Source organism: Myxococcus sp. RHSTA-1-4 (assembly GCF_020037125.1).
Lineage (GTDB): Bacteria > Myxococcota > Myxococcia > Myxococcales > Myxococcaceae > Myxococcus.
Genome location: NZ_JAIQDG010000001.1, coordinates 750,519 through 768,986 on the forward strand (window position 1 = coordinate 750,519; position 18,468 = coordinate 768,986).

An 18,468-nucleotide genomic window follows, 5' to 3' on the forward strand; every position below is an offset into this window, starting at 1 on the left:
CGGCAATCCTTGCCGGCAGTCCCTGCCAGCGAGGGCTGCCGGCAACTCCCGCCCGGCCGAGGACTTCGCGCCAGGGACGTTGATTTCGGTGGCATGCCGGATGCTCCGGGCCTGCCACACGAGAACGAGAACGAGGTCCTCCACGTGACGCCCATGCTCCGCCTGCTTCCGACGTGTCTGTGTGCCGTCCTCCTCGCAGCCTGCGGCGTGTCCCCGGAGGAGGCCGAGCCTCCGTCCCCGCTGGAGGCCCGGTCCTTCGCCGCGGGGAGCGACGGCTTCCACACCCAGGGCACGTGGCTCCACGGCACGCACGTCCAGTCCGTGTCCTTCTCCGGGGCCACCGTGAAGCGCGAGGGCGCGAACCGGAGCGTCACGCTGAGGCTGATTCAAGGGGAGCTGGTGGCCAACATGCCGCTGCAGCTCTCCGGCACCACGCCGAGCCTCGAGCCCTGCCTGTCTCGCGCCGCCTCGGGAGTGGACCGGGGCTGCGGCTTCACCGTGGAAGGCCACGGCGTGTGCACGCCGGGCAGTGCCGTCACGCTCACCAGCGGCGCGTGCGGCCAGGCGGGAAGCTGCTCGGGCAACCCCGTGGTGCGCGTGTGCTCGGGAGAGACGCCCTGCGAGCACCGCGGCGCCGGCTATCTCGCCTCGGGAGACGACGTCACCGCCTGCCTGTCGTCGTGCCCGAGCGTCCGGTTCATCTGTCCCGCCAGCGGCATCTACACCGTGCTCGCCGCGCCCTACACGTCCGGACAGGCGTGGAGCGTGACGCTGGCGGCCAGCAGCGGGCTCTTCCCGGCGGCCACGAAGATATTGCGCGGCACGGACCTGGTGGGCGCGACGCTGTGGCCCCACGTGGGGGGCACGCTGGCGTACAACCTGGAGGTGGTGGAGGCCGTCAACGCCAACAGTGTCCCCAGCCCCGAGGACTCCCTGGAGCCGTGGGATTCGAGCGGTGACACCTTCCTGTACCGCGTGCGCGTCCTCCCGTCGAATGGGACGCCCACGGAGCTGTGCGCCCCGAGCGCGGGCACGGCGGGCTGGGCTTGGGCCGTGCCGGTGAAGGGACTCTTCGACTCGCAGGGGAACCGGCAGGACAGCAGCACGGCCTTCACGCTGGGATGTGACCCGGGCGTCATCGCCAAGTGCTACCGCTGGGGCTACAAGCCGTGGCTGGACGGGGTGCAGTCGGGGGATGTGACGAGGGCCCATCATGCCTGCACGAGGATGGCTCGCGCGGACTACTGCGCCGACGGCACCTCGTACACCCAGGACGGCACGTACATCCGCCTGTGGGACAGCGTGGTGCCGAACATCACCCCCGCGCCGTCCACGGATGCCGGCTCGGTGGGAATGACCTTCGAGGCGGGCTGGAAGCCCACCGGCCCCGCGTGCCTCAGCCACTGGCGCTGGCAGCACCTGAACGCGCCGTGCGTGGGCCTCAACGCGCCCATCTACGGCAGGGACGGCGGCATCGAGAATGACTGCCGGGACCCGGAGAATCCCTACGGCCCCCTCAAGTGCTCGCAAATCTGCGACAACGCCGGGGAGGCGGAGAAGCACTATGGAGCCCGGCTCTTCAACGACTCCGCCCTCAATGGGCCAGGTGGGGAGCCGAGCCCGTGAGGCCCGGGCCCCAGCCCCCGGGCCTGCCCTGGAGCTCCGCGCGGATGTCCGGCTTGCGCAGGGCGAGATGGCCCCAGGCCTGGAAGGCGTCCTGGGTGTGCAGGTTCTCGAGCTCCGGGTAGCGCAGCAGCCACTTCCAGGTGCTCGCGGTGAAGGGGCCCTCGGGGTCCCGGAGCGCGCAGGAGAGATGGAAGGTGGCGCGCCGGGCCTCCGCCTCCGCGTCCACGCCATCTCCGATGCGCAGCGCGTGGAAGCAGGCGAGGTTGTAGTGCGTGACGCCCAGCCAGTGCCCGCGGATGCGCATGGCGTGCCGCGCCTCGAAGTCCAGCAGCCTCACCCGGAAGAGGCACCAGCGATGGCGCAGCCTCCATGAGGCGGGCATCGGGTACCGCGGGTTCTTCCGAAGCCGCTGCAGCCGCTGCAGCTCGACGTTCAGCCGCGCGGCCTTGGTGGACAGGTAGAGCCCCCGGTACCTGCGGGGAGGCCAGATGAGGGTCTTCCAGAAGAGCCGGCGCTCCGAGGTGCTCTTGAGGCACCAGAATGGCATCCACCAGCGGCCCGCGCGCTCCATCTGCTTCGCGCACCGCAGCGCGATGTCGAGCAGCACGTCCTGCAGCCGCCCCGTGTTCCAGGTGATGAGGGGGTCCGGCTCGCGGGAGAAGAGGGCCTTCAGCGGCTGGCGCTGTCTCCACCGCTGTTCCCGGCACAGCAGGGTGGGCCTGCGCAGGCGCCGCGCCTTCCGCGTCGAGAGCGCCACCTGGAGGCGCGTCCACGGGTCCAGCTCCCCGGTGGCCTTCGCCTTGTCATTCAACCGGGGCGCCCAGGCTCGCGCCGAGCGGCAGACGGAGACCAGCCTGTACTTCGCCACCAGGAGGTGCGGGTGGCGGCGGATGAGCTCCAGGTAGATTTCGATGGCGCCGACGTAGTCCCCTTCCGCCTCCAGCGCCTCCGCGAGCTGGAGCCAGGCCAGCGCCGTCCCGGGGCTGCGCTCCGCGGCGCGCTGCAGGTGCTCCTTCGCCTTCTCCACCACGGCGGGCTCGCCCGCGTCCTGGCAGATGTGCAGCACACCCTCGTGGTACTCGCGCAGCGCGGAGCCGCCTTCCCGGCGCAGGAGCGCATCATCCTCCCGCCAGTACGCCCACTCCGGGAGCTTGCCGCACTCCTCCATGGCCCGCTCCGCGGCATAGTACGCCCCCTGCTCCACGGCGTGCTCCAGCTTCGTGTCGCTCCAGAAGGTGCGCGCCATCAGCGTCTGCCGCGTGTAGACGTCCACCATGTGGACGCGGATGCCGAACTTCACGGGGCCCCCTGGCCGCCCCTCGTTGCTGTCGATGACGGTGCCGCAGATCTCCATGCCCGACGGAGGATGGATGGCCCGCATCGCGATGGCCGCCAGCCGGGTGAACCAGTGCTGGTCATTGACGGACTGCTTCTCCACGAAGTCCTGCCAGTAGACGAGCCCCCCTCCGGGGAACGGCGCCGGGGTGTGGGGCGTGTTGCGGTGGAGGCACTCGCGCATGAGCAGCTCGAGGTCCGGCCGGGCATTCCCGCTGACGTCCTCGATGCGGTGGACCTTGATGGGAAGCAGCGTCTGCCGCAGGTTGACGCGGTCCAGCCAGCCGTAGCCCAGCAGGAGCGCCACCCCCATGAGGATGAGGGTGACCATGTCCGGCCGGCTGCCGTCCCGGTGGAGGATGGGGTCGAAGAACCGCTCCGAGCCACGCTCGAGGACGACGTCGTCCACCTCCTGCTCCACGGGGAGCGGCTGCACGGAGGCCGGCTCGCCGTGCAGCGCCACGCCGAGGAAGGCGCCGGCCAGCAGTCCCGCCGCCAGGAGGTGGAAGTTGCGGCGCGAGAGGTGGCGGGCCGCGAGCAACAGCAGCCCCAACAACACCACGAGCGTGGGGAACCAGGGCCATAACCAGTCGAGGGGAGCGAGCATCGCGCCGGGCCCACCTCCGGTCAGGGACCGCCAGTGCCGCTCAGGGTCGCTCCAGAGCCATCGGATTCCCCACACGAGGCCCACCAGGGCACCCAGGTGCACGGCCACCAGCACGAGCACCACCAGGGCATGCGGGTAGAGCCCGCTCCCCAGCCGTGGGAACGCGCCGACCACCAGGTGCCACGCCCCCCAGAGAAGCAGGAGGACTCCCAGCGCCACGACGAGCGCCTCGGGCAGCCATGCCGGCAACACGGGTTCCCCCCTCTTGCCCAAGACTCGGCATTGTTCCCGGACGGGACAACCCGCAGGCCACGGACCGCCGGCCGTGCCCCCGCGCGCGAAGCGGGCCCTACTCCACCAGCCTCAGCCAGTCGTCCTCGTCGGAGAACAGGCGCGCGCCCAGGCGCACGCACACGTCCGGATGGGCCTGCGCCGCGGGGCCACCCACCCAGACGGGCAGGCCCCCGGGCACCGCGTCCATGACGCGCGCCAGCGTGTCCTGGAACACCTCCGCGCCCTTGTTGTTCACCGCCGACAGGCCCACCAGGTCCGGCCGCAGCTCCCTCACCGCGCGCCCCAGGTCCGTGGCCGGCATGCGCTGCCCCAGCAGCGTCACCCGGAAGCCCGAGTGGCGCAGCCGCAGCGCCACGCCCAGCAGCCCCAGCTCGTGCTCCTCGTCCGGAAAGCACGCCAGCACCGCGTGCTTGCGCCCACCCCCAGGCGCCGCGTGCAGCAGGCTCACCAGCCGCGCCCGCACCACCTGCGTCACCAGGTGCTCCTGCGCCACCGACAGCCGCCCCGAGTGCCAGCGCTCGCCCACCTCGCGCTGCAGCGGGGCCAGCACGCCGTCGAACGCCCTCAGTGGCGGCAGCGCCGACAGCACCTCGTCCACCACCGCCGACACCCGCGCCTGGTCATACGCCTCGGCCGCGGCCAGCGCCGCCTCCAGCCACGCCTCCAGGTTCTGGCCAGGGACAGTGCCCACCAGCGCGGGGGCCGGCTCCGAGTCCAGCTCCGCCAGCAACCGGGGTACCAGCTTCGCAGCCTCGCTGATGGCCACGCCCTCGTCCGTCAGCTTCTTCAGCCGCTTGAGCAGCGCCACGTCCCGGTCCGTGTAGACGCGGTAGCCGGCCGGCGTGCGCTGGGGGATGAGGACCCCGTAGCGCCGCTCCCAGGCGCGGATGAGCTCCACCCGGACTCCGGAGAGCTCGGCGGCGATGTGGATTCGGTAGGTGCGCTCGGCCATGTCGCGGGTGTGGGGTGACTAGGGACGGTTCTGGGCGTTGCGCACCTGGTTCCAGATGGCGACGAGCTCTTCCGCGGACTCCGCGTACTGCGCACCGAGGGTGAATAGCGTCTTCAGGTGCTCGCGTGCGCCGGGCCCTCCTACCACGACGGGAAAGGGCGCGCAGGCCCGCAGTGCATCCCCGAGCACCTCCAGGAACTCGTCCGGCTCGCGCCGGCGCACGAAGGACAGCGCCACCACGTCCGGCTTCAACTGGACACAGGCCGTCCTCAGCGCATCCGCCGGAGTGTCCGCGCCCAGCAGCGTCACCCGCCAGCCCTTGCGCTTGAGGTGCACCCCCAGCGCGAGCAGGCCGCCCTCGTGGTGGTCCTTCGCCGGGCACGCCAGCAGCGCGCGGGCCCCTTCCGGCCCGCTGTCCACGGAGTCCAGTACCTGCCGCAGCCGCTGGCGGATGAAGGCGGACGCCAGGTGCTCGCGCGCGATGTCCAGCCGCACGCCCATCTCCCGCAGCAGGGGCATGAGGAAGCGGTCGCAGTACGCCTCCACGTCCATGGCGGCCTGCGCCTCGTCCAGCACGCGCGTCACCTCTTCCCCGTCCAGCACCATGACGGCGGACCAGAAGCGCTCGTTCAGCCGCTCCGGCTGGGGCAGGTCCTTGAGGGGTGTGGCGCGCACCTGGGCAATGGCCTCGCTCACCGACAGGCCGTCCTGCTGGATGAGCCGCGCCACGCGCCGGATGGCCTCCACCTCGTCGCGCGTGTAGACGCGGTAGTTGTTCCCCTCCGAGCGGTGCGGGCGCGGGAAGCCGTAGCGCCGCTCCCACGCGCGCAGGGTGGCCTCGCGGATGCCCGTCAGCCGGGCGATGGTGCGGATGCGCAGCGTCATCGCGCCATTCCCCGGGCGGCATCCCAGCGCTCCGCCACGCCCCGCGCTCCGGACACCTTGCGCGTGAAGCCCTCCAGCGCCGTCACCGCCGCCAGCCGCTTCACCACCGACTCCAGCCCGTCCTGGAAGAGCGTCAGCGGGCCCGGAGGATGCGGCGTGCCCACCTCCAGCAGCACGTCCGGCAGCTCGTGCTCGAAGAAGGCGTAGCGGATGCCGATGGGCAGGCACTCCACCCTGGACACCCGCGCCAGCAGCTCCACGCCGCGCTCCAACTGGAGCGGCATCACGCCGAAGGGGCGGTGCTCGCCCTCCGGGAAGACGTACAGCGCCGCGCGCGGCCGGCGCAGCAGCTCCCTGGCGTAGCGCAGCGACTCCACCGACGACGCCGCGTCCTTGCGGCGGATGCTGAAGGCGCCGATGCGCGCGAGGAAGCGGTAGCGCCGCAGGTTCTCCTCCTCCATGAGGCAATAGCCGTCCCACCCCGTCACCCGGCCGAGCTGGTGCAGGACGAAGCCGTCCCACCAGTTGGAGTGGTTCAGGTACACGAGCCGCCCCGCGCCGTCCGAGGGCAGCGTCCCGCGCACCCACAGGCCACGGAACGCCGAGCGGAACTTCCGCCCGATGTACGCGTCCAGCAACCAGCCGAAGGGCCCCCCTTTCGCCGCGCGAATCACGACGCCCGGACCTCCCGTATCCGCTCCACCAGCGCGGTGAACAGGGCCAGCCCCAGCGACACCAGCACGCTGGTCAGCAGGAAGAAGAGCACCTCCTCCAGCGGCACCAGCCCCAGGTACACGCCCAGGTGCTTGCCCTCGCCGAAGTTCCAGATGCCCGTGGAGATGGCGAGGTGGTCCGCCACCGACAGGTAGATGCCCATGATGAAGGCCGGCGGCAGCACCGCCTTCAGCACGGCGCCCGTGCGCTGCTTGTAGTGCCGGGCCAGGACCACGAGCTGGAAGACGATGAGCGGCAGCGCCCAGCCCAGCAGGTGGATGAGGTAGGCCCACTTCGTCTCCATCATGGCGCCGCCTCCCGAGCCGTCAGCTTCCCGTCGCGGGTGCGCTCCGGGGGGCGCGCCTCCGGCCGCTGCGCCGACGGCGACGTGCCCAGGGCCCGCGCCAGCCGCGCCCTCGCCCACAGCCCCACCAGCAGCGTCTGGAGGCCGAAGAAGAGGTACTCCTCCAGCGGCAGGTAGCCCAGCTTGATGCCCCAGATGCGCTCCGGGTCGAAGCCCCACAGGCCCCACTTCACCGCCAGGTTGTCCCAGGGTGACGTGGCCGCGTAGACGACGACGAGCAGCAGCCCCATGGGCGCCAGGCTCCACGCGGTGAAGGTCCGCCGGTAGCGCCACATCAGGAAGAGGATGGGCAGCACCACGAACAGTCCGAGGAATCGCGCGTAGGTCATCGCGGCCCTCCACTCAGCTCCGGCCACACCCGTACCATTCGTCCTCCGGGCCGCAACGCATACGTGTGCCCCCTCCACGTCACCGTGCCCTGCTGCCACAGCGAGCACAGGAAGGCCGCCAGCAGCAGCGCTTCCCCCAGCAACCAGTCCGTGAGCGCATGCGGCAACCCCCTGTCCACCGCCGTGGGCCGCGCCTCTGCTCCAGGACTCACGGCGGTGCTGAGCGTGGCGAGCCGCAGGGACAGCAGGGTGCGGACTCCGACGAGCAGACTCACCGCGCCCACCAGTACGGGTGAGCCCATCACCGCGGCCAGCAACACCAGCGGGGGCGTGGCGGTGAAGAGCAGCGGCACCGTGGGGTACAGCGCGGGACGGTGGCTGGACAGCACCTGCATCCAGCGTGTGAAGCGAGCCAGCGGCGTGGACCAGGAGCCCACCGCGCCCACCGGCACCACCGCCGGTGCCGCGCTCAGCGCCACGTCCAGGCCCCGCGCGTGCAGCCGCTTCGACAGTTCCAGGTCCTCGCCGATGTGGTCCGCGAGTTCCTTCAGTGACTCCATCGCCGAGGGAGACAGCCCCAGCGCCTTGCCGCAGACGGCCTTCGCCCCCGCGCTCATCACGTCGAGCGCGCGGAAGCTGTGGTGCGTGTAGCGCAGCAGCCCGGTCATGGCGCGGCTGGCTCCGTCCCCCGGGTCCACCGGCGTCGGCGCCGCCGTGCTCAGCGCCGCGGCGCCCGAGGCCACCGGTGCCGCCAGCCCCTCCACCAGCGCCCCCGTCACCGCCACGTCCGCGTCCACCGCGAGCACCACGCGGCCCTGCGTCTGGAGCACCTCCAGCGCGTACAGCAGGTGGCCCACCTTCCGGTTGGGCGTCAGCGGGTCGCTCGGCAGCCAGCGCACGCCCGGCGCGAGGCGCGGGCGGTACGGAGACACCACGACCTGCTCCAGCGGTCCCGCGTAGTCGATGGGTGCCGCGAGGTTCTCCAGCTCGCGCGGCGTGGGCGCGTCCACCGGGCGCAGCAGCAGCACCGGTGGCAGCGTGCCCGCCGAAGAGGCCGCGGGCCGCGCACGGAGCAGCCGCGCCAGGGCCACGCCACTGAAGCCCGTGGCGAGCACCGCCCACGTGAGGGAGGCAAGGACGAGGACGCTCATGGAGCCAGCCCTCCATGAATGCGGAGGTGCGCCATGCCATGACCGAGGCACGGGGATGAAGCAGGCACGTACGCGCTCATGCGGCCCGTCCCATGCGCGTGCGGAAGTGCGCCATCCAGCGGATGAAGGGCGAGTGGAAGCGGCGGAAGTCCGCCACCTCGCCCAGTGAGTCCAACGCGCCCTGCCGCGCCTCCAGCCGCGCGTAGAAGGGCGACGACTCCAGCAGCCGGGGCTCGCCCACCACCTCATTGCCCGCGTGCAGCCTCGACGGCACCCGCAGCCCCCAGCCGGTGATGCTCGTCGGCCGCGCCTCCTGCACCGGCCCCCGCTCGCACCGCACCCCGCTCTCACACGCCACCACGCGCAGGGGCGGCACCCCGTCCGGCAGGTGGTAGTCCACCACCGTCTCGCCCTCGCGGTGCGTGCGCGCCCAGTGCCAGCCGGGCAGCCTCGCTCCCAGCAGCTCCTCGCCGTGGTTGGTGTCGTGGTAGCCCAGCCCCCCGGCCTCCACACCGAGCGACGGCACCTCCAGCCGGGCCCTCGCGCGAGGCGCCAGCGCCTGCCAGTAGTGAGGCAGCTCCGGCATGAGCCGCACCACCTCGCCCACGGGCGTCATCGGCTCCAGCGTGAGGCGCGCGCGCACCGGCCGCCCCCACGGTGCCGTCCAGTCCTCCACCTCCATCCGCACCGTGCCCGCCTCAGGGCCACTGTCCGCGTACGTCAGCGTGGAACGCCCGATGCGCAGCCGCCCCGGCGGCTCCAGCTCCGTGCGCGGGTACTCGCTCAGCACCCACAGCCGGCGCACGCCCTCGTGGTACAGCGCGAAGTTCACCGCGCTGTGCTCCAGCGGCCTCCCGCCACGCCGCGCATTCACCGAGTAGCGCGGCGAGAAGAGCGAGCCCAGCATGAAGATGCACACCGCGCTGAACGGCCCCGCGGTGACGTCCGCGTAGAACCAGCGATACGCACCGGCCTCGGCCGGCAGCTCGGGAAGGTGGCCGAGCGGCTTCATACACTCCTCCTCAGGTGCTGCGACGCCAGCTCCGCCGCGAAGCGGCCGGACAGCATCACCAGCGGCACCCCGCCGCCCGGATGCGTGCCCCCACCCGCGAAGAACAGCCCCGGCGTGCCACCACGGATGCGAGGCCGGCGGAAGGGCCCGAACCTCCCGTGCGGCAGGAAGCCGTAGATGGAGCCCCCCGGAGCCCCCTGCGCCGCCAGGTCCACCGGCGTGCGCTGGCCGATGACGCGCGTGCGCCCTCGCAGCTCCGGGAAGTGCTGGTACAGCTTGTCGAACATCTGCGCCTTCACGCGCTCGGCCCCCAGCTCCCAGCTCCGGGCCGCCCGCTCCGCCGCCTCCGGCCCCACGGGCAGCGGCGGCGCGTTCACCATGACGAACAGCCCCGTGCGCCCCGGCGGCGCCATGGTGGAGTCCGTGGCGGAGGGGTTGCAGAAATACACCGTGGGGTCCGACGCGAGCTGCCCGCTGAACAGCTCGTCGAACTCGCGCCGGTAGTCGCTACCGAAGAGAACCGTGTGGTGCGGCAGCGGCGGCCGCCCGTCCACCTCCAGCAGCAGCACGAAGCCGGACAGCGCCAGCGGCTCGTCCGCCCGGTGCAGCGACTCCAGCGGGTCCGCGTTCACCACCACGCTGTCGAACGCCTCCGCGTCGCCCTGGGGACCCACGCGGTAGCCACCACCGGTGCGCTCGAATCGGGCACGCGTGTTGAGGCGCACCGTGACGCCCAGCCGCCGCACCGCCTGCCCCAACGCCTCCACCAGCGCCCCTACGCCGCCGCGCGCGTGGTGCACGCCATGGGCATGCTCGATGTGGGGAATCAGCGCGAAGGCCGCGCTCGCCTGGTAGGGCGACGCCCCCGCGTAGGTGGCGAAGCGGCCCACGTACTGGTGCATGTGGTCCGTCTTGAAGTGCTTCAGCGCCAGCGCATGCAGGGTGTCCAGCTTCATCCCCGCCAGGACGGCGCCCACGCCTCGCTTCGCCACGCGAGCCATGAAGCCGGCCATGCCCTCGAACGGGGCCTCCAGGTACGGCTCGCCCGCGGCGCGCCAGATGGCCGCGGACTCCTCGTAGAAGGTGCGCACGCCGCGCCGCTCGCTCGGCCTCAGGTCGCACGCGCTCTCCGCCATGCGCTCCAGGTCCTTGTACGCGGTGAAGCCGCACCCATCCGCGAAGCGGTAGGTGCACTGCGGCTCCAGCTCCGTGAGCGGCGGCAGCAAATCCAACGCGTCCAGTTGCTGGAACGTGCCCCGCACCAGGCCGGGCAGCGTCAGCAGCGTGGGCCCGGTGTCCAGGGTGATGCCGTCCACGGTGACGGCCCGGGCCTTGCCGCCCAGCGAGGGACTCCCCTCGAAGAGCGTCACCGAGTGCCCTTCCTTCGCCAGCAGCCCGGCGGCCGTGAGGCCTCCGATGCCACCGCCGACCACCGCCACGCGGGTGCGCTTCATCCCCCGACTCCCTTCCGCCGGGCGACTTCCGCCGCGAGGATTTCCCTCGCGCGCTCCGGCCGGTAGACGCGCTCGCGCGACAGGCGCTCGGCGACGATTTCGATGAGCTCGCCGTACGCCCCCGCCTCGGCCGCCACGCGCCGCGCGTGCAACGCCATGTGGCCCTTCTGGATGCCCTCGGTGGATAGCGCCTTGAGCGCCGCCAGGTTGGTGGCCAGCCCCGCGGCCCCAGCCAGTCCCGCCAGGTCCAGCGCCCCCGACACCCCCGCCAGCTTCAGCGCCCGCTTCACGCCCGGGTGCGTACGCGCGGCGCCACCCGCCGTGGACGTGGCCAGCGGCATGAACAGCTCGCCCTCCAGCACCCCGTCCCCACCCGCGCGCCACGTGGTGAGCGGCCCGTAGGTTCCGGAGCGCGCCGCCCACGCGTGCGCCCCCGCCTCCACCGCGCGCCAGTCGTTGCCACACGCCACCAGCACCGCGTCCACGCCGTTCATCACCCCCTTGTTGTGGGTGACGGCCCGGTACGGGTCCAGCTCCGCGAAGCGGTGCGCCGCCAGGATGCCGTCGCGCACCGCTCCGCCGTCCGGGAAGCCCTCGGACACCAGGGCGGAGGCAGGCACCCGCGCGCGCACGCGCACCTTCCGGCGGTCCGCGAGGTTGGTGAGAATCTTCAACCCCGGCCGCGCCCCGGTCAGCTCCGCCAGCCGCGGCGCCATGCCCTCCGCCACCGAGTTGACGCAGTTGGCGCCCATGGCATCCCGCGTGTCGATGTGCAGGTGCACCACCAGCGTGGTGGCGTCCAGCACCCGGACCTCGATTTCACGCGTGCCACCACCGCGCTCACACATGGCGGGGATGAGCGCGTCCGCCTCCGCCAGCAGGAAGGCCCGGTGCGCGTGCAGCGCCGCGCGTGCCTCCTCCAGCGAGGGCACGTCCAGCAGCTCCACCTGCGCGGTGGTAATCGGCGGGTCCGCCTCCACCGTGAAGCCTCCGGCCTCCGCGCACAGGCGCGCGGCATAGGAGGCCGCGGCGATGATGGAGGGCTCCTCCACCGCCATGGGGACGAGCCGCTCCCGCCCGTCCACCACGAAGTTGAGCGCCACGCCCAACGGCAGCCCGTGGATGCCAATGACGTTCTCCACCATGGCGTCCGCGCACGCCTCGTCGAAGCCGGCCAGCCCCGCCAGCGACTCCACCTCGTCCGGGGCCACCCAGCGCGCCTCCACCAGCCGCGCCCTCCGGCGCTCCGGGGACTGGCGGTAGAAGCCCGACAGGCGCGAGGTGCGCTTCACCTGCAATGTCTTCACGCGGTCGTCGCTCATCGCGTCCTCACCCTCCCGTCCCGGTCGGCAGCAAAGGCACCCGCACCTCGCCCCGGGGCACGGGCAGCACCGAGCCGGGCCGCACGAAGGCGGCCGTGGCCAGCGCCAGCTTGCGGCGCGTCGTCGTATGGGCGCGCCCGCTGAACACGTCGTAGTCGCGCGCCTCGATGTCGCGCAGGATGTCCCCGTAGATGGCGCCCATCAGCCGCACCATCCGCTGGCTGCCGAAGCCGGTGAGGTAGTGCACCCCCGCCGCCGCCCTCGCGTAGTACGCGCGCGCCCGGTCCACCTGGAAGCGCATGAAGGCCCGCCAGCGCTCGTCCACCTTCCCGCGCTGGAGGTCCTCCTCGGACAGCCCGAAGGCGGCCAGCTCCTCCGACGGCAGGTACACGCGGCCCCGCTCCAGGTCCTCGCGCACGTCGCGCAGGATGTTGGTGAGCTGCATGGCCCGGCCCAGGTCCGCCGCCGGCCGGGCCGCCTCCGCGTCCGAGCAGCCCAGCACCGGCGTCAGCATCAGCCCCACCACACCCGCCACCCGGTAGCAGTAGAGGTCCAGTTCCTCCCACGTGTGGTAGCGGCTCTTCGTCAGGTCCATCTCCATGCCGGAGATGAGGTCCTGGAAGGGCTGCTCCGGAATCCGGTAGTGGCGCACCGTGTGCTTCAGCGCGGCGAACTCGCCCGCGTCCCACGGGGACTGGGCCTCCGCCGTCATCAGCCGCTCGGCGGGAGAGCCCAGCTCCCGTGACGCCAGCTCCGGCATGGGCAGGTACACCTCCGCCACCATCTGCCGCGCCTTCGCCAGCCGCACGGACAGGTCGATGGGCACCACGTTCTCTCCGTCCCCGTCCACCATGTCGTCCAGCCGCCGGCAGAAGGCGTAGAGCGCGAAGGCCGCCTTCCGCCGCTGCCCGAAGAGCAGGTACGAGGCGAAGTAGAAGCTCCTGGCGTGGTGGCGCGTGACGCCCTTGGCCAGCCAGTACCCGCGCGCCACCAGCCCCTTCTCCTCGTGCGAGTTCATGCCGCCACCCCCTCGACCGCGCGGGCCCCGGCGCTCCGGGGGGGCAGGCTCACGCCCGCGTCGCGCGCCCAGGACAGCAGCCGCTCGGTGACGAGGCGCGCGGAGATGAGCACCGTGGGCAGGCCCGTGCCCGGCTGCGTGGAGGCGCCCACGAAGAAGAGGTTCTTCACCCGCGCGTCCTGGTTGCGTGGGCGGAAGGGGCCAATCTGCGTGAAGTTCTGCGCCAGGCCGAACGCGCTGCCGCGCGACAGGTTGAAGGTGGAGGCCCAGTCGTCCGGGGTGAAGACGCGCTCCACCTCGATGTCCGCCTCCAGCCGGGAGAAGCCCAGCTCCGCCAGCCGGGCGAACACCTTGGCGCGAACCTTCGGGCCCTCCTCCTTCCAGTCCACGCCGGGGTGCTGGTGCGGCACCGGCACCAGCACGTAGAGCGCGTCCTTGCCCTCGGGTGCCAGCGACGCGTCCGTGCGTGTGGGCGCGTTGACGTAGAAGCTCGGGTCCTCCGGCACGCGGAAGCGCTCGAAGATGTCGTCGAAGGAGCCCTTGTAGTCCCGGCCGAACACCACGTTGTGGTGCAAGAGCTCCGGGTACTTCCGCTTCAGGCCCAGGTAGAGCATGTAGCCGCTGGACGTGTAGCGCAGCTTCTCCGCGCGCTTGAGCGTGGTGGCCCCGGGGTCCAGCAGCGCCTCGTACGCGTAGGGCAGGTCCGCGTTGCACAGCACCGCGTCCGCCTCCACCACCTCGCCGTTCGACAGGCGCACGCCCGTGGCACGGCCCCCGTCGGTGAGGATGCGGTCGATGGGAGTGCAATAGTGGAAGCGTACGCCCTCCTCGCGCGCCAGCCGCTCCAGCGCCTGGGGAATGGCGTACAGGCCGCCCCTGGGGAACCAGATGCCCACGCCCAGCTCGGTGAAGGGCAGCAGGCCGTAGACGGCGGGCGACGCGAAGGGCGACACGCCCAGGTACATCGTCTGGAAGGTCATCGCCGCGCGCAGGCGCTCGTCCTGGAAGTAGCGGCTGACGTCCGCGTACATGCGGCGGTGGGCGCGCACCTGGAGGATGCGGGCCAGCACCTTCGGCGAGAAGTAGTCGGAGATGCCGTCGTAGTTGCGTCCCACCAGGTGGTCCAGGCTGGTGCGGTACTGAACGCGGCCCTGGGCCAGGAAGGCGAGGTAGCGCGCGTAGCTGCCCGGCTCCACGCGCTCCAGCTCGCGGCCCATGGCGCACAGCTCGGAGGTGAAGGTGACGTCCGAGCCGTCACGAAAGTGCACGCGGTAGTTCGGATCGCACCGCAGCAGCGTCAGGTAGTCCTCGATTCGGCGGCCGAGCGCGCGGAAGGTCTCCTCGAACACCTCCGGCATCAGCACGATGGTGGGGCCGATGTCCCACGTGAAGCCGTCCACCCTCAGCCGGTTGCAGCGCCCCCCGGGCCCGTCCGTCTTCTCGAAGACCTGGACGTCGAAGCCCTGGTGCGCCAGCCGCGCCGCCGCCGCGAGGCCTCCGACGCCCGCGCCCACCACCACCACCCGCCTGCCCTGTGTCCGTGTACTCATGGCGTCCTCAGGCGGCGCGGCGCGCCAGGCGGGCGATGAGGGCGTCCAGCAAGTCCCTCACACCGTTGGGGTTGGGCAGCGCCTGCAAGGAGCGGCGCGCGGCGCGCGAGGCCCGGTCCACCATCCGCTCACACGCGGCGCGGCCACCGCAGCTCTCCACCAGCGCGCGAGCGCGGGCGAGGGCCGCCTCGTCCTTCTTCTCCACCGGCAGCGCCCAGAGCGCCTCCAGCTCCTCGCGGGCGGCGGCGTCGGCGCGCGCGAAGGCGGCCAGCACCGGGAAGGTGCGCTTGCCCTGCGTGAAGTCGCCGTCCGCGGCCTTGCCCGCCACGCTCGAGTCGCCGAACAGGCCGATGAGGTCGTCACGGAGCTGGTAGGCCAGCCCCACGTGACGGCCCACCCGCTCCAGGCCCTCCACCAGTTCCGGCCGGGCGCCGCCCAGCATGGCGCCGCACACCAGCGGGGCGCAGAAGCCGTAGCGCGCCGTCTTGAGGTAGGCCACGCGCAACGTCTGGAAGAGCGTCACCTCCGACAGCGGCGCGCGCCCCAGGTCCAGGTCCAGGTACTGGCCGGCCGCGGTGTGGCGGCACACGCCCAGGTAGTACCGCACCACCTGCGGCACGCCCGGCAGGCCGGACTCCAGCATGGCCTCCAGCGAGCGCGCGAAGAGGTGGTCTCCCACCACCACGGCCAGGTCCTCGCCCGCGCGCCCCGGCGCCAGCAGGCGGTGCAGGGCCGGCCCTCCGCGCCGCAGCTCCGCCTGATCCGCCACGTCGTCATGGATGAGGAGGAAGGTGTGCAGCAGCTCCAGCCCCGCGGCGAAGCGCCACAGCCCCTCGGGCACCGAGGTGCCGCCGCGCGCCAGGCAGTGCCCCGCCATGACGAGCGCCGGCCTCAGCCGCTTGGCCGGCCGCAGGGTGTACGCGCGGGCGCGCTCCATGGCCTGCGCCCAGCGTGGGTCCAGGTTCGCCTCGTCCGGCAGCTCGAACAGCTCCGACAGCGCGGACTCCACCTCTGTCTGCACGAGCTGCAGCCAGGCCTGCTCCAGAGGAAGCGCGCCGGGCGAAGGCCGAGCGTTGCGAAGCGAGAGTGCCATGCGGCGTTCCTCCGGAAATCCCGATGATTTCCCCCCAAGAGGTAGCGTTTGCGTCCAGAGCTTGTCAAGGGTATGTCTAAGGTTTGAAAGAACCTTGTACACGGGGGTTCCCTCATGAAGGCGTGGATCGCGGGAGCGTTGATGGCGGCATTGGCGGTGGGGAGCGCACAGGGCGGAGCCCCTCCGCCGGGGCCGGTGGACGCGACGTTACGCACCTCGGGAGGGGAGCAGGTGCGGCTTTCCCGGTGGCGCGGGAAACCCGTCATTCTGTTCTACGAGGACAAGGACTCCACGACACTCAACTCGCCCTTGAAGGAGACCCTGTTCGCCAGGGGCAAGGAGCGGGGACTGCTCGACGCGGCGTGGGTGGTGGCCGTCGCCAACCTGCAGAAATTCGACTTCTTCCCCGCTCGGCAGATTGCCCTCTCCTATGTGCGTGACGAGGAAAAGAAGGTGGGCGTGCCCATCCTCGTGGACCTGGACGGGACACTGGGCGCGGCCCCCTGGGAGCTGCCGATGAAGACGTCCAACGTGCTGCTGCTCGACGCGGAAGGGGCGGTGGTCTTCCGACACTCGGGACGGATGAAGCCGGAGGAGCAGGAGGCGTTCTTCACCGCCCTGAGCCGGCTCGTCGGGGTGGATTTGACGGGCACGCCGCCCCCGGCTGCCGCCGCGCAGGAGGGCCGCCCGTGAAGGTGGCCGTCACCGGCGCGAGCGGCTTCATGGGCCCAGGCCTTGTCCAACGTTTGTTGGGCCGTGGACATGACGTGCACGTGCTCGCCCGCAACATTGAACAGTCCTTGAGCAGGCTTCCGGAGGGGGTGACGGGCTCCTACTTCGACGCCGCCACGCCGCTGTCCCCGGACGCGCTGGCGGACGCGGAGGCGGTCGTCCACCTGGCCGGCGAGCCGGTGGGGCAGCGGTGGACGAAGGAGGCGAAGCACCGCATCCACGAGAGCCGGGTGATGGGCACGCGGGTGCTGGTGCGGGCGATGAAGGAGGCCGGCACGGTGAAGCGCTTCGTGTCGGCGTCGGCCATCGGCTTCTACGGGGGCACGCGCGGGGCGGAGCCGCTGACGGAGGAGAGCTCGCCGGGGGACGACTTCCTGGCGAACGTGTGCCGGGCCTGGGAGGCGGAGGCGATGCTGGCGCGCGAGGCCGGCATCCGCACGGCGATTGTCCGCATGGGCATGGTGCTGCACCCGGAGGGCGGCGCGCTGCACAAGATGCTGCCGCCCTTCCGCATGGGCGCGGGCGGCCCGGTGGGCACCGGCAAGCAGTACGTGAGCTGGGTGCACCGCGAGGACGCGCAGGACCTGGTGCTGTACGTGCTGGAGCACCCGGAGGTGGAGGGGCCCGTGAATGTCACGGCGCCGAACCCGGTCACCAACGCGGAGTTCGCCCATGCCATGGGACATGCGCTGGGCCGGCCGGCGGTGATGCACGTGCCGGCCTTCATGCTCAAGGCGGCGATGGGGGAGATGGCGAAGCTGGCGCTGGAGGGACAGCGCGTGCTGCCGAAGCGGGCGCAGGAGGCCGGCTTCACCTTCCGGTACCCCGAGTTGGAGGCGGCGCTGAGGGACTTGCTGGCGTAGGGTGCGCCGCATGGATGCGAAGACGCTGGAGGCGCGGGCCCGCTCGGAGGGAACGCCGGTCATCAACGGGGACACGGCGACCTTCGTATGGCGGGGACGGGGGCCGGTGTCGCTGGTGGGGGACTTCCAGGACTGGCGGGGCAAGCCCCTGCCGCTGAAGCGCGTGGGCCCCGGGCTGTGGGCCCGCTCGCTGACGCTGCCCCGGGACGCGTACGTGGAATACGCGCTCATCGACGCGCGCGGCCGGCGGGTGAAGGACGCCTTCAACCCGCGCCAGTCCGACAACGGCTTCGGCGGCTTCAACCCCTGCTTCTACATGCCCGAGGGCGGCCCTCCCGACGTGCTCCTGCGCCCGCGAGGCAGCCCCCGGGGCCGCGTCACCCGGCACATGCTGGAGACGGCGGACATGGCGGTGGGCGGCCGGCGCGCGGTGTCCCTGTACGCGCCGCCCGTGCGCGGCCCGGTGCCGCTGGTGGTGGTGCTCGACGGGGACGACTACCTGCGCCGCGTGAAGCTGCCGGAGGTGGTGGAGTCGCTGGTGGCCCGCGGCCAGATGCGCCCGGTGGCGCTGGCCATGCTCTCCAACGGCCGCGAGGCGCGCAGCGTGGAGTACACGTGCAGCGAGTACACGGTGGACCTGCTGCTGCGGCGCGTGCTGCCGCTGGCACGCGAGCACCTGTCGCTCGTAGACGAACGGCGCGAGCCCGGAGCGCACGCGGTGCTCGGCTCGTCGTTTGGCGGGCTGATGGCGCTATTCACAGGGCTGCGGGCCCCGGAGGTCTTTGGACGGGTGCTGTCCCAGTCGGGCGCCTTCGCCGTGGACGGGCGTGACTTCGTCGTCTTCGACCTGGCGCGGCAGACGCCTCGCCGCCCTCTCGAAGTGTGGATGGATTGCGGCCGTTTCGAGGTTCTCCTGGAAGGCAACCAACGCATGGCTCCATTGCTGGAGTCGTCCGGCCACCGGGTGGAGTACCGGGAGTACAACGGCGGCCACAACTATCCAGCCTGGCGCGATGACGCCTGGCGTGGGATGCAGTGGCTTTTCCCCGTGTCGTCCGCCAAACGCCGGTAAGTACAGCGATTTCGAAGTGTTCGCTGCTGGGGGCTCGGGGGTGCGCGGGCGGGAGGGAGGCCCCACCCTTTCCGGGAAGGGACGCAACTGCCGCC

Annotated in this window: 17 protein-coding genes; 4 read left to right on the forward strand and 13 right to left on the reverse strand. The window is 72.0% G+C overall.

Annotation, left to right across the window (positions count from 1 at the left end; genetic code table 11):
* The first annotated feature begins 93 nt into the window (after positions 1–93).
* Positions 94–1,626 (forward strand): ADYC domain-containing protein, encoded by a 1,533-nt coding sequence (locus tag K8638_RS03065; protein ID WP_223752852.1) that lies wholly within the window; start codon positions 94–96, stop codon positions 1,624–1,626.
* On the opposite strand, the gene K8638_RS03070 is transcribed toward K8638_RS03065, so the two are convergent.
* The 13 genes from K8638_RS03070 to K8638_RS03130 all read right to left on the reverse strand — a co-directional run bounded on the left by K8638_RS03070 (position 1,595) and on the right by K8638_RS03130 (position 15,706).
* Positions 1,595–3,820 carry a tetratricopeptide repeat protein gene (locus tag K8638_RS03070; protein WP_223752853.1) on the reverse strand — a complete coding sequence of 742 codons (2,226 nt, stop codon included), beginning with the start codon at positions 3,818–3,820 and terminating at the stop codon, positions 1,595–1,597. The genes K8638_RS03065 and K8638_RS03070 overlap by 32 nt on opposite strands.
* A gap of 97 nt (positions 3,821–3,917) precedes the next feature.
* Positions 3,918–4,814, reverse strand: coding sequence for a MerR family transcriptional regulator (locus tag K8638_RS03075; protein ID WP_223752854.1), 897 nt, complete (start codon positions 4,812–4,814; stop codon positions 3,918–3,920).
* A gap of 18 nt (positions 4,815–4,832) precedes the next feature.
* Complete coding sequence (locus K8638_RS03080) at positions 4,833–5,699, reverse strand: MerR family transcriptional regulator (RefSeq protein ID WP_223752855.1); 867 nt, start codon at positions 5,697–5,699, stop codon at positions 4,833–4,835.
* The gene (locus tag K8638_RS03085) at positions 5,696–6,373 is read right to left on the reverse strand and encodes a lysophospholipid acyltransferase family protein (RefSeq protein WP_223752856.1); all 678 of its coding nucleotides are present in this window, start codon (positions 6,371–6,373) and stop codon (positions 5,696–5,698) included. The genes K8638_RS03080 and K8638_RS03085 overlap by 4 nt, the downstream gene beginning before the upstream one ends.
* Positions 6,370–6,720 (reverse strand): lycopene cyclase domain-containing protein, encoded by a 351-nt coding sequence (locus K8638_RS03090; protein ID WP_223752857.1) that lies wholly within the window; start codon positions 6,718–6,720, stop codon positions 6,370–6,372. Before K8638_RS03090 ends, K8638_RS03085 begins: the two co-directional genes overlap by 4 nt.
* Positions 6,717–7,106, reverse strand: coding sequence for a lycopene cyclase domain-containing protein (locus tag K8638_RS03095; RefSeq protein ID WP_223752858.1), 390 nt, complete (start codon positions 7,104–7,106; stop codon positions 6,717–6,719). Before K8638_RS03095 ends, K8638_RS03090 begins: the two co-directional genes overlap by 4 nt.
* Complete coding sequence (locus tag K8638_RS03100) at positions 7,103–8,257, reverse strand: glycosyltransferase (RefSeq protein WP_223752859.1); 1,155 nt, start codon at positions 8,255–8,257, stop codon at positions 7,103–7,105. Before K8638_RS03100 ends, K8638_RS03095 begins: the two co-directional genes overlap by 4 nt.
* 76 nt (positions 8,258–8,333) lie before the next feature.
* Positions 8,334–9,269, reverse strand: coding sequence for a carotenoid 1,2-hydratase (locus K8638_RS03105; protein ID WP_223752860.1), 936 nt, complete (start codon positions 9,267–9,269; stop codon positions 8,334–8,336).
* Positions 9,266–10,723 (reverse strand): NAD(P)/FAD-dependent oxidoreductase, encoded by a 1,458-nt coding sequence (locus tag K8638_RS03110; protein WP_223752861.1) that lies wholly within the window; start codon positions 10,721–10,723, stop codon positions 9,266–9,268. Before K8638_RS03110 ends, K8638_RS03105 begins: the two co-directional genes overlap by 4 nt.
* Complete coding sequence (locus K8638_RS03115) at positions 10,720–12,045, reverse strand: hydroxymethylglutaryl-CoA reductase, degradative (RefSeq protein ID WP_223752862.1); 1,326 nt, start codon at positions 12,043–12,045, stop codon at positions 10,720–10,722. Before K8638_RS03115 ends, K8638_RS03110 begins: the two co-directional genes overlap by 4 nt.
* A 7-nt stretch (positions 12,046–12,052) precedes the next feature.
* Positions 12,053–13,063 carry a phytoene/squalene synthase family protein gene (locus K8638_RS03120; protein ID WP_223752863.1) on the reverse strand — a complete coding sequence of 337 codons (1,011 nt, stop codon included), beginning with the start codon at positions 13,061–13,063 and terminating at the stop codon, positions 12,053–12,055.
* Complete coding sequence (locus K8638_RS03125) at positions 13,060–14,613, reverse strand: NAD(P)/FAD-dependent oxidoreductase (RefSeq protein ID WP_223752864.1); 1,554 nt, start codon at positions 14,611–14,613, stop codon at positions 13,060–13,062. The genes K8638_RS03120 and K8638_RS03125 overlap by 4 nt, the downstream gene beginning before the upstream one ends.
* 7 nt (positions 14,614–14,620) lie before the next feature.
* On the reverse strand, positions 14,621–15,706 hold the full coding sequence (locus K8638_RS03130; protein WP_223752865.1) for a polyprenyl synthetase family protein: 1,086 nt from the start codon (positions 15,704–15,706) through the stop codon (positions 14,621–14,623).
* A gap of 114 nt (positions 15,707–15,820) precedes the next feature.
* On the opposite strand from K8638_RS03130, the gene K8638_RS03135 reads away from it, so the two are divergent.
* The 3 genes from K8638_RS03135 to K8638_RS03145 are packed head-to-tail and all read left to right on the forward strand — an operon-like array spanning position 15,821 to position 18,373.
* The gene (locus tag K8638_RS03135; protein ID WP_223752866.1) at positions 15,821–16,399 is read left to right on the forward strand and encodes a peroxiredoxin; all 579 of its coding nucleotides are present in this window, start codon (positions 15,821–15,823) and stop codon (positions 16,397–16,399) included.
* Complete coding sequence (locus tag K8638_RS03140) at positions 16,396–17,301, forward strand: TIGR01777 family oxidoreductase (protein ID WP_223752867.1); 906 nt, start codon at positions 16,396–16,398, stop codon at positions 17,299–17,301. Before K8638_RS03135 ends, K8638_RS03140 begins: the two co-directional genes overlap by 4 nt.
* A 10-nt stretch (positions 17,302–17,311) precedes the next feature.
* The gene (locus K8638_RS03145) at positions 17,312–18,373 is read left to right on the forward strand and encodes an alpha/beta hydrolase-fold protein (RefSeq protein WP_223752868.1); all 1,062 of its coding nucleotides are present in this window, start codon (positions 17,312–17,314) and stop codon (positions 18,371–18,373) included.
* Positions 18,374–18,468 lie beyond the last annotated feature (95 nt).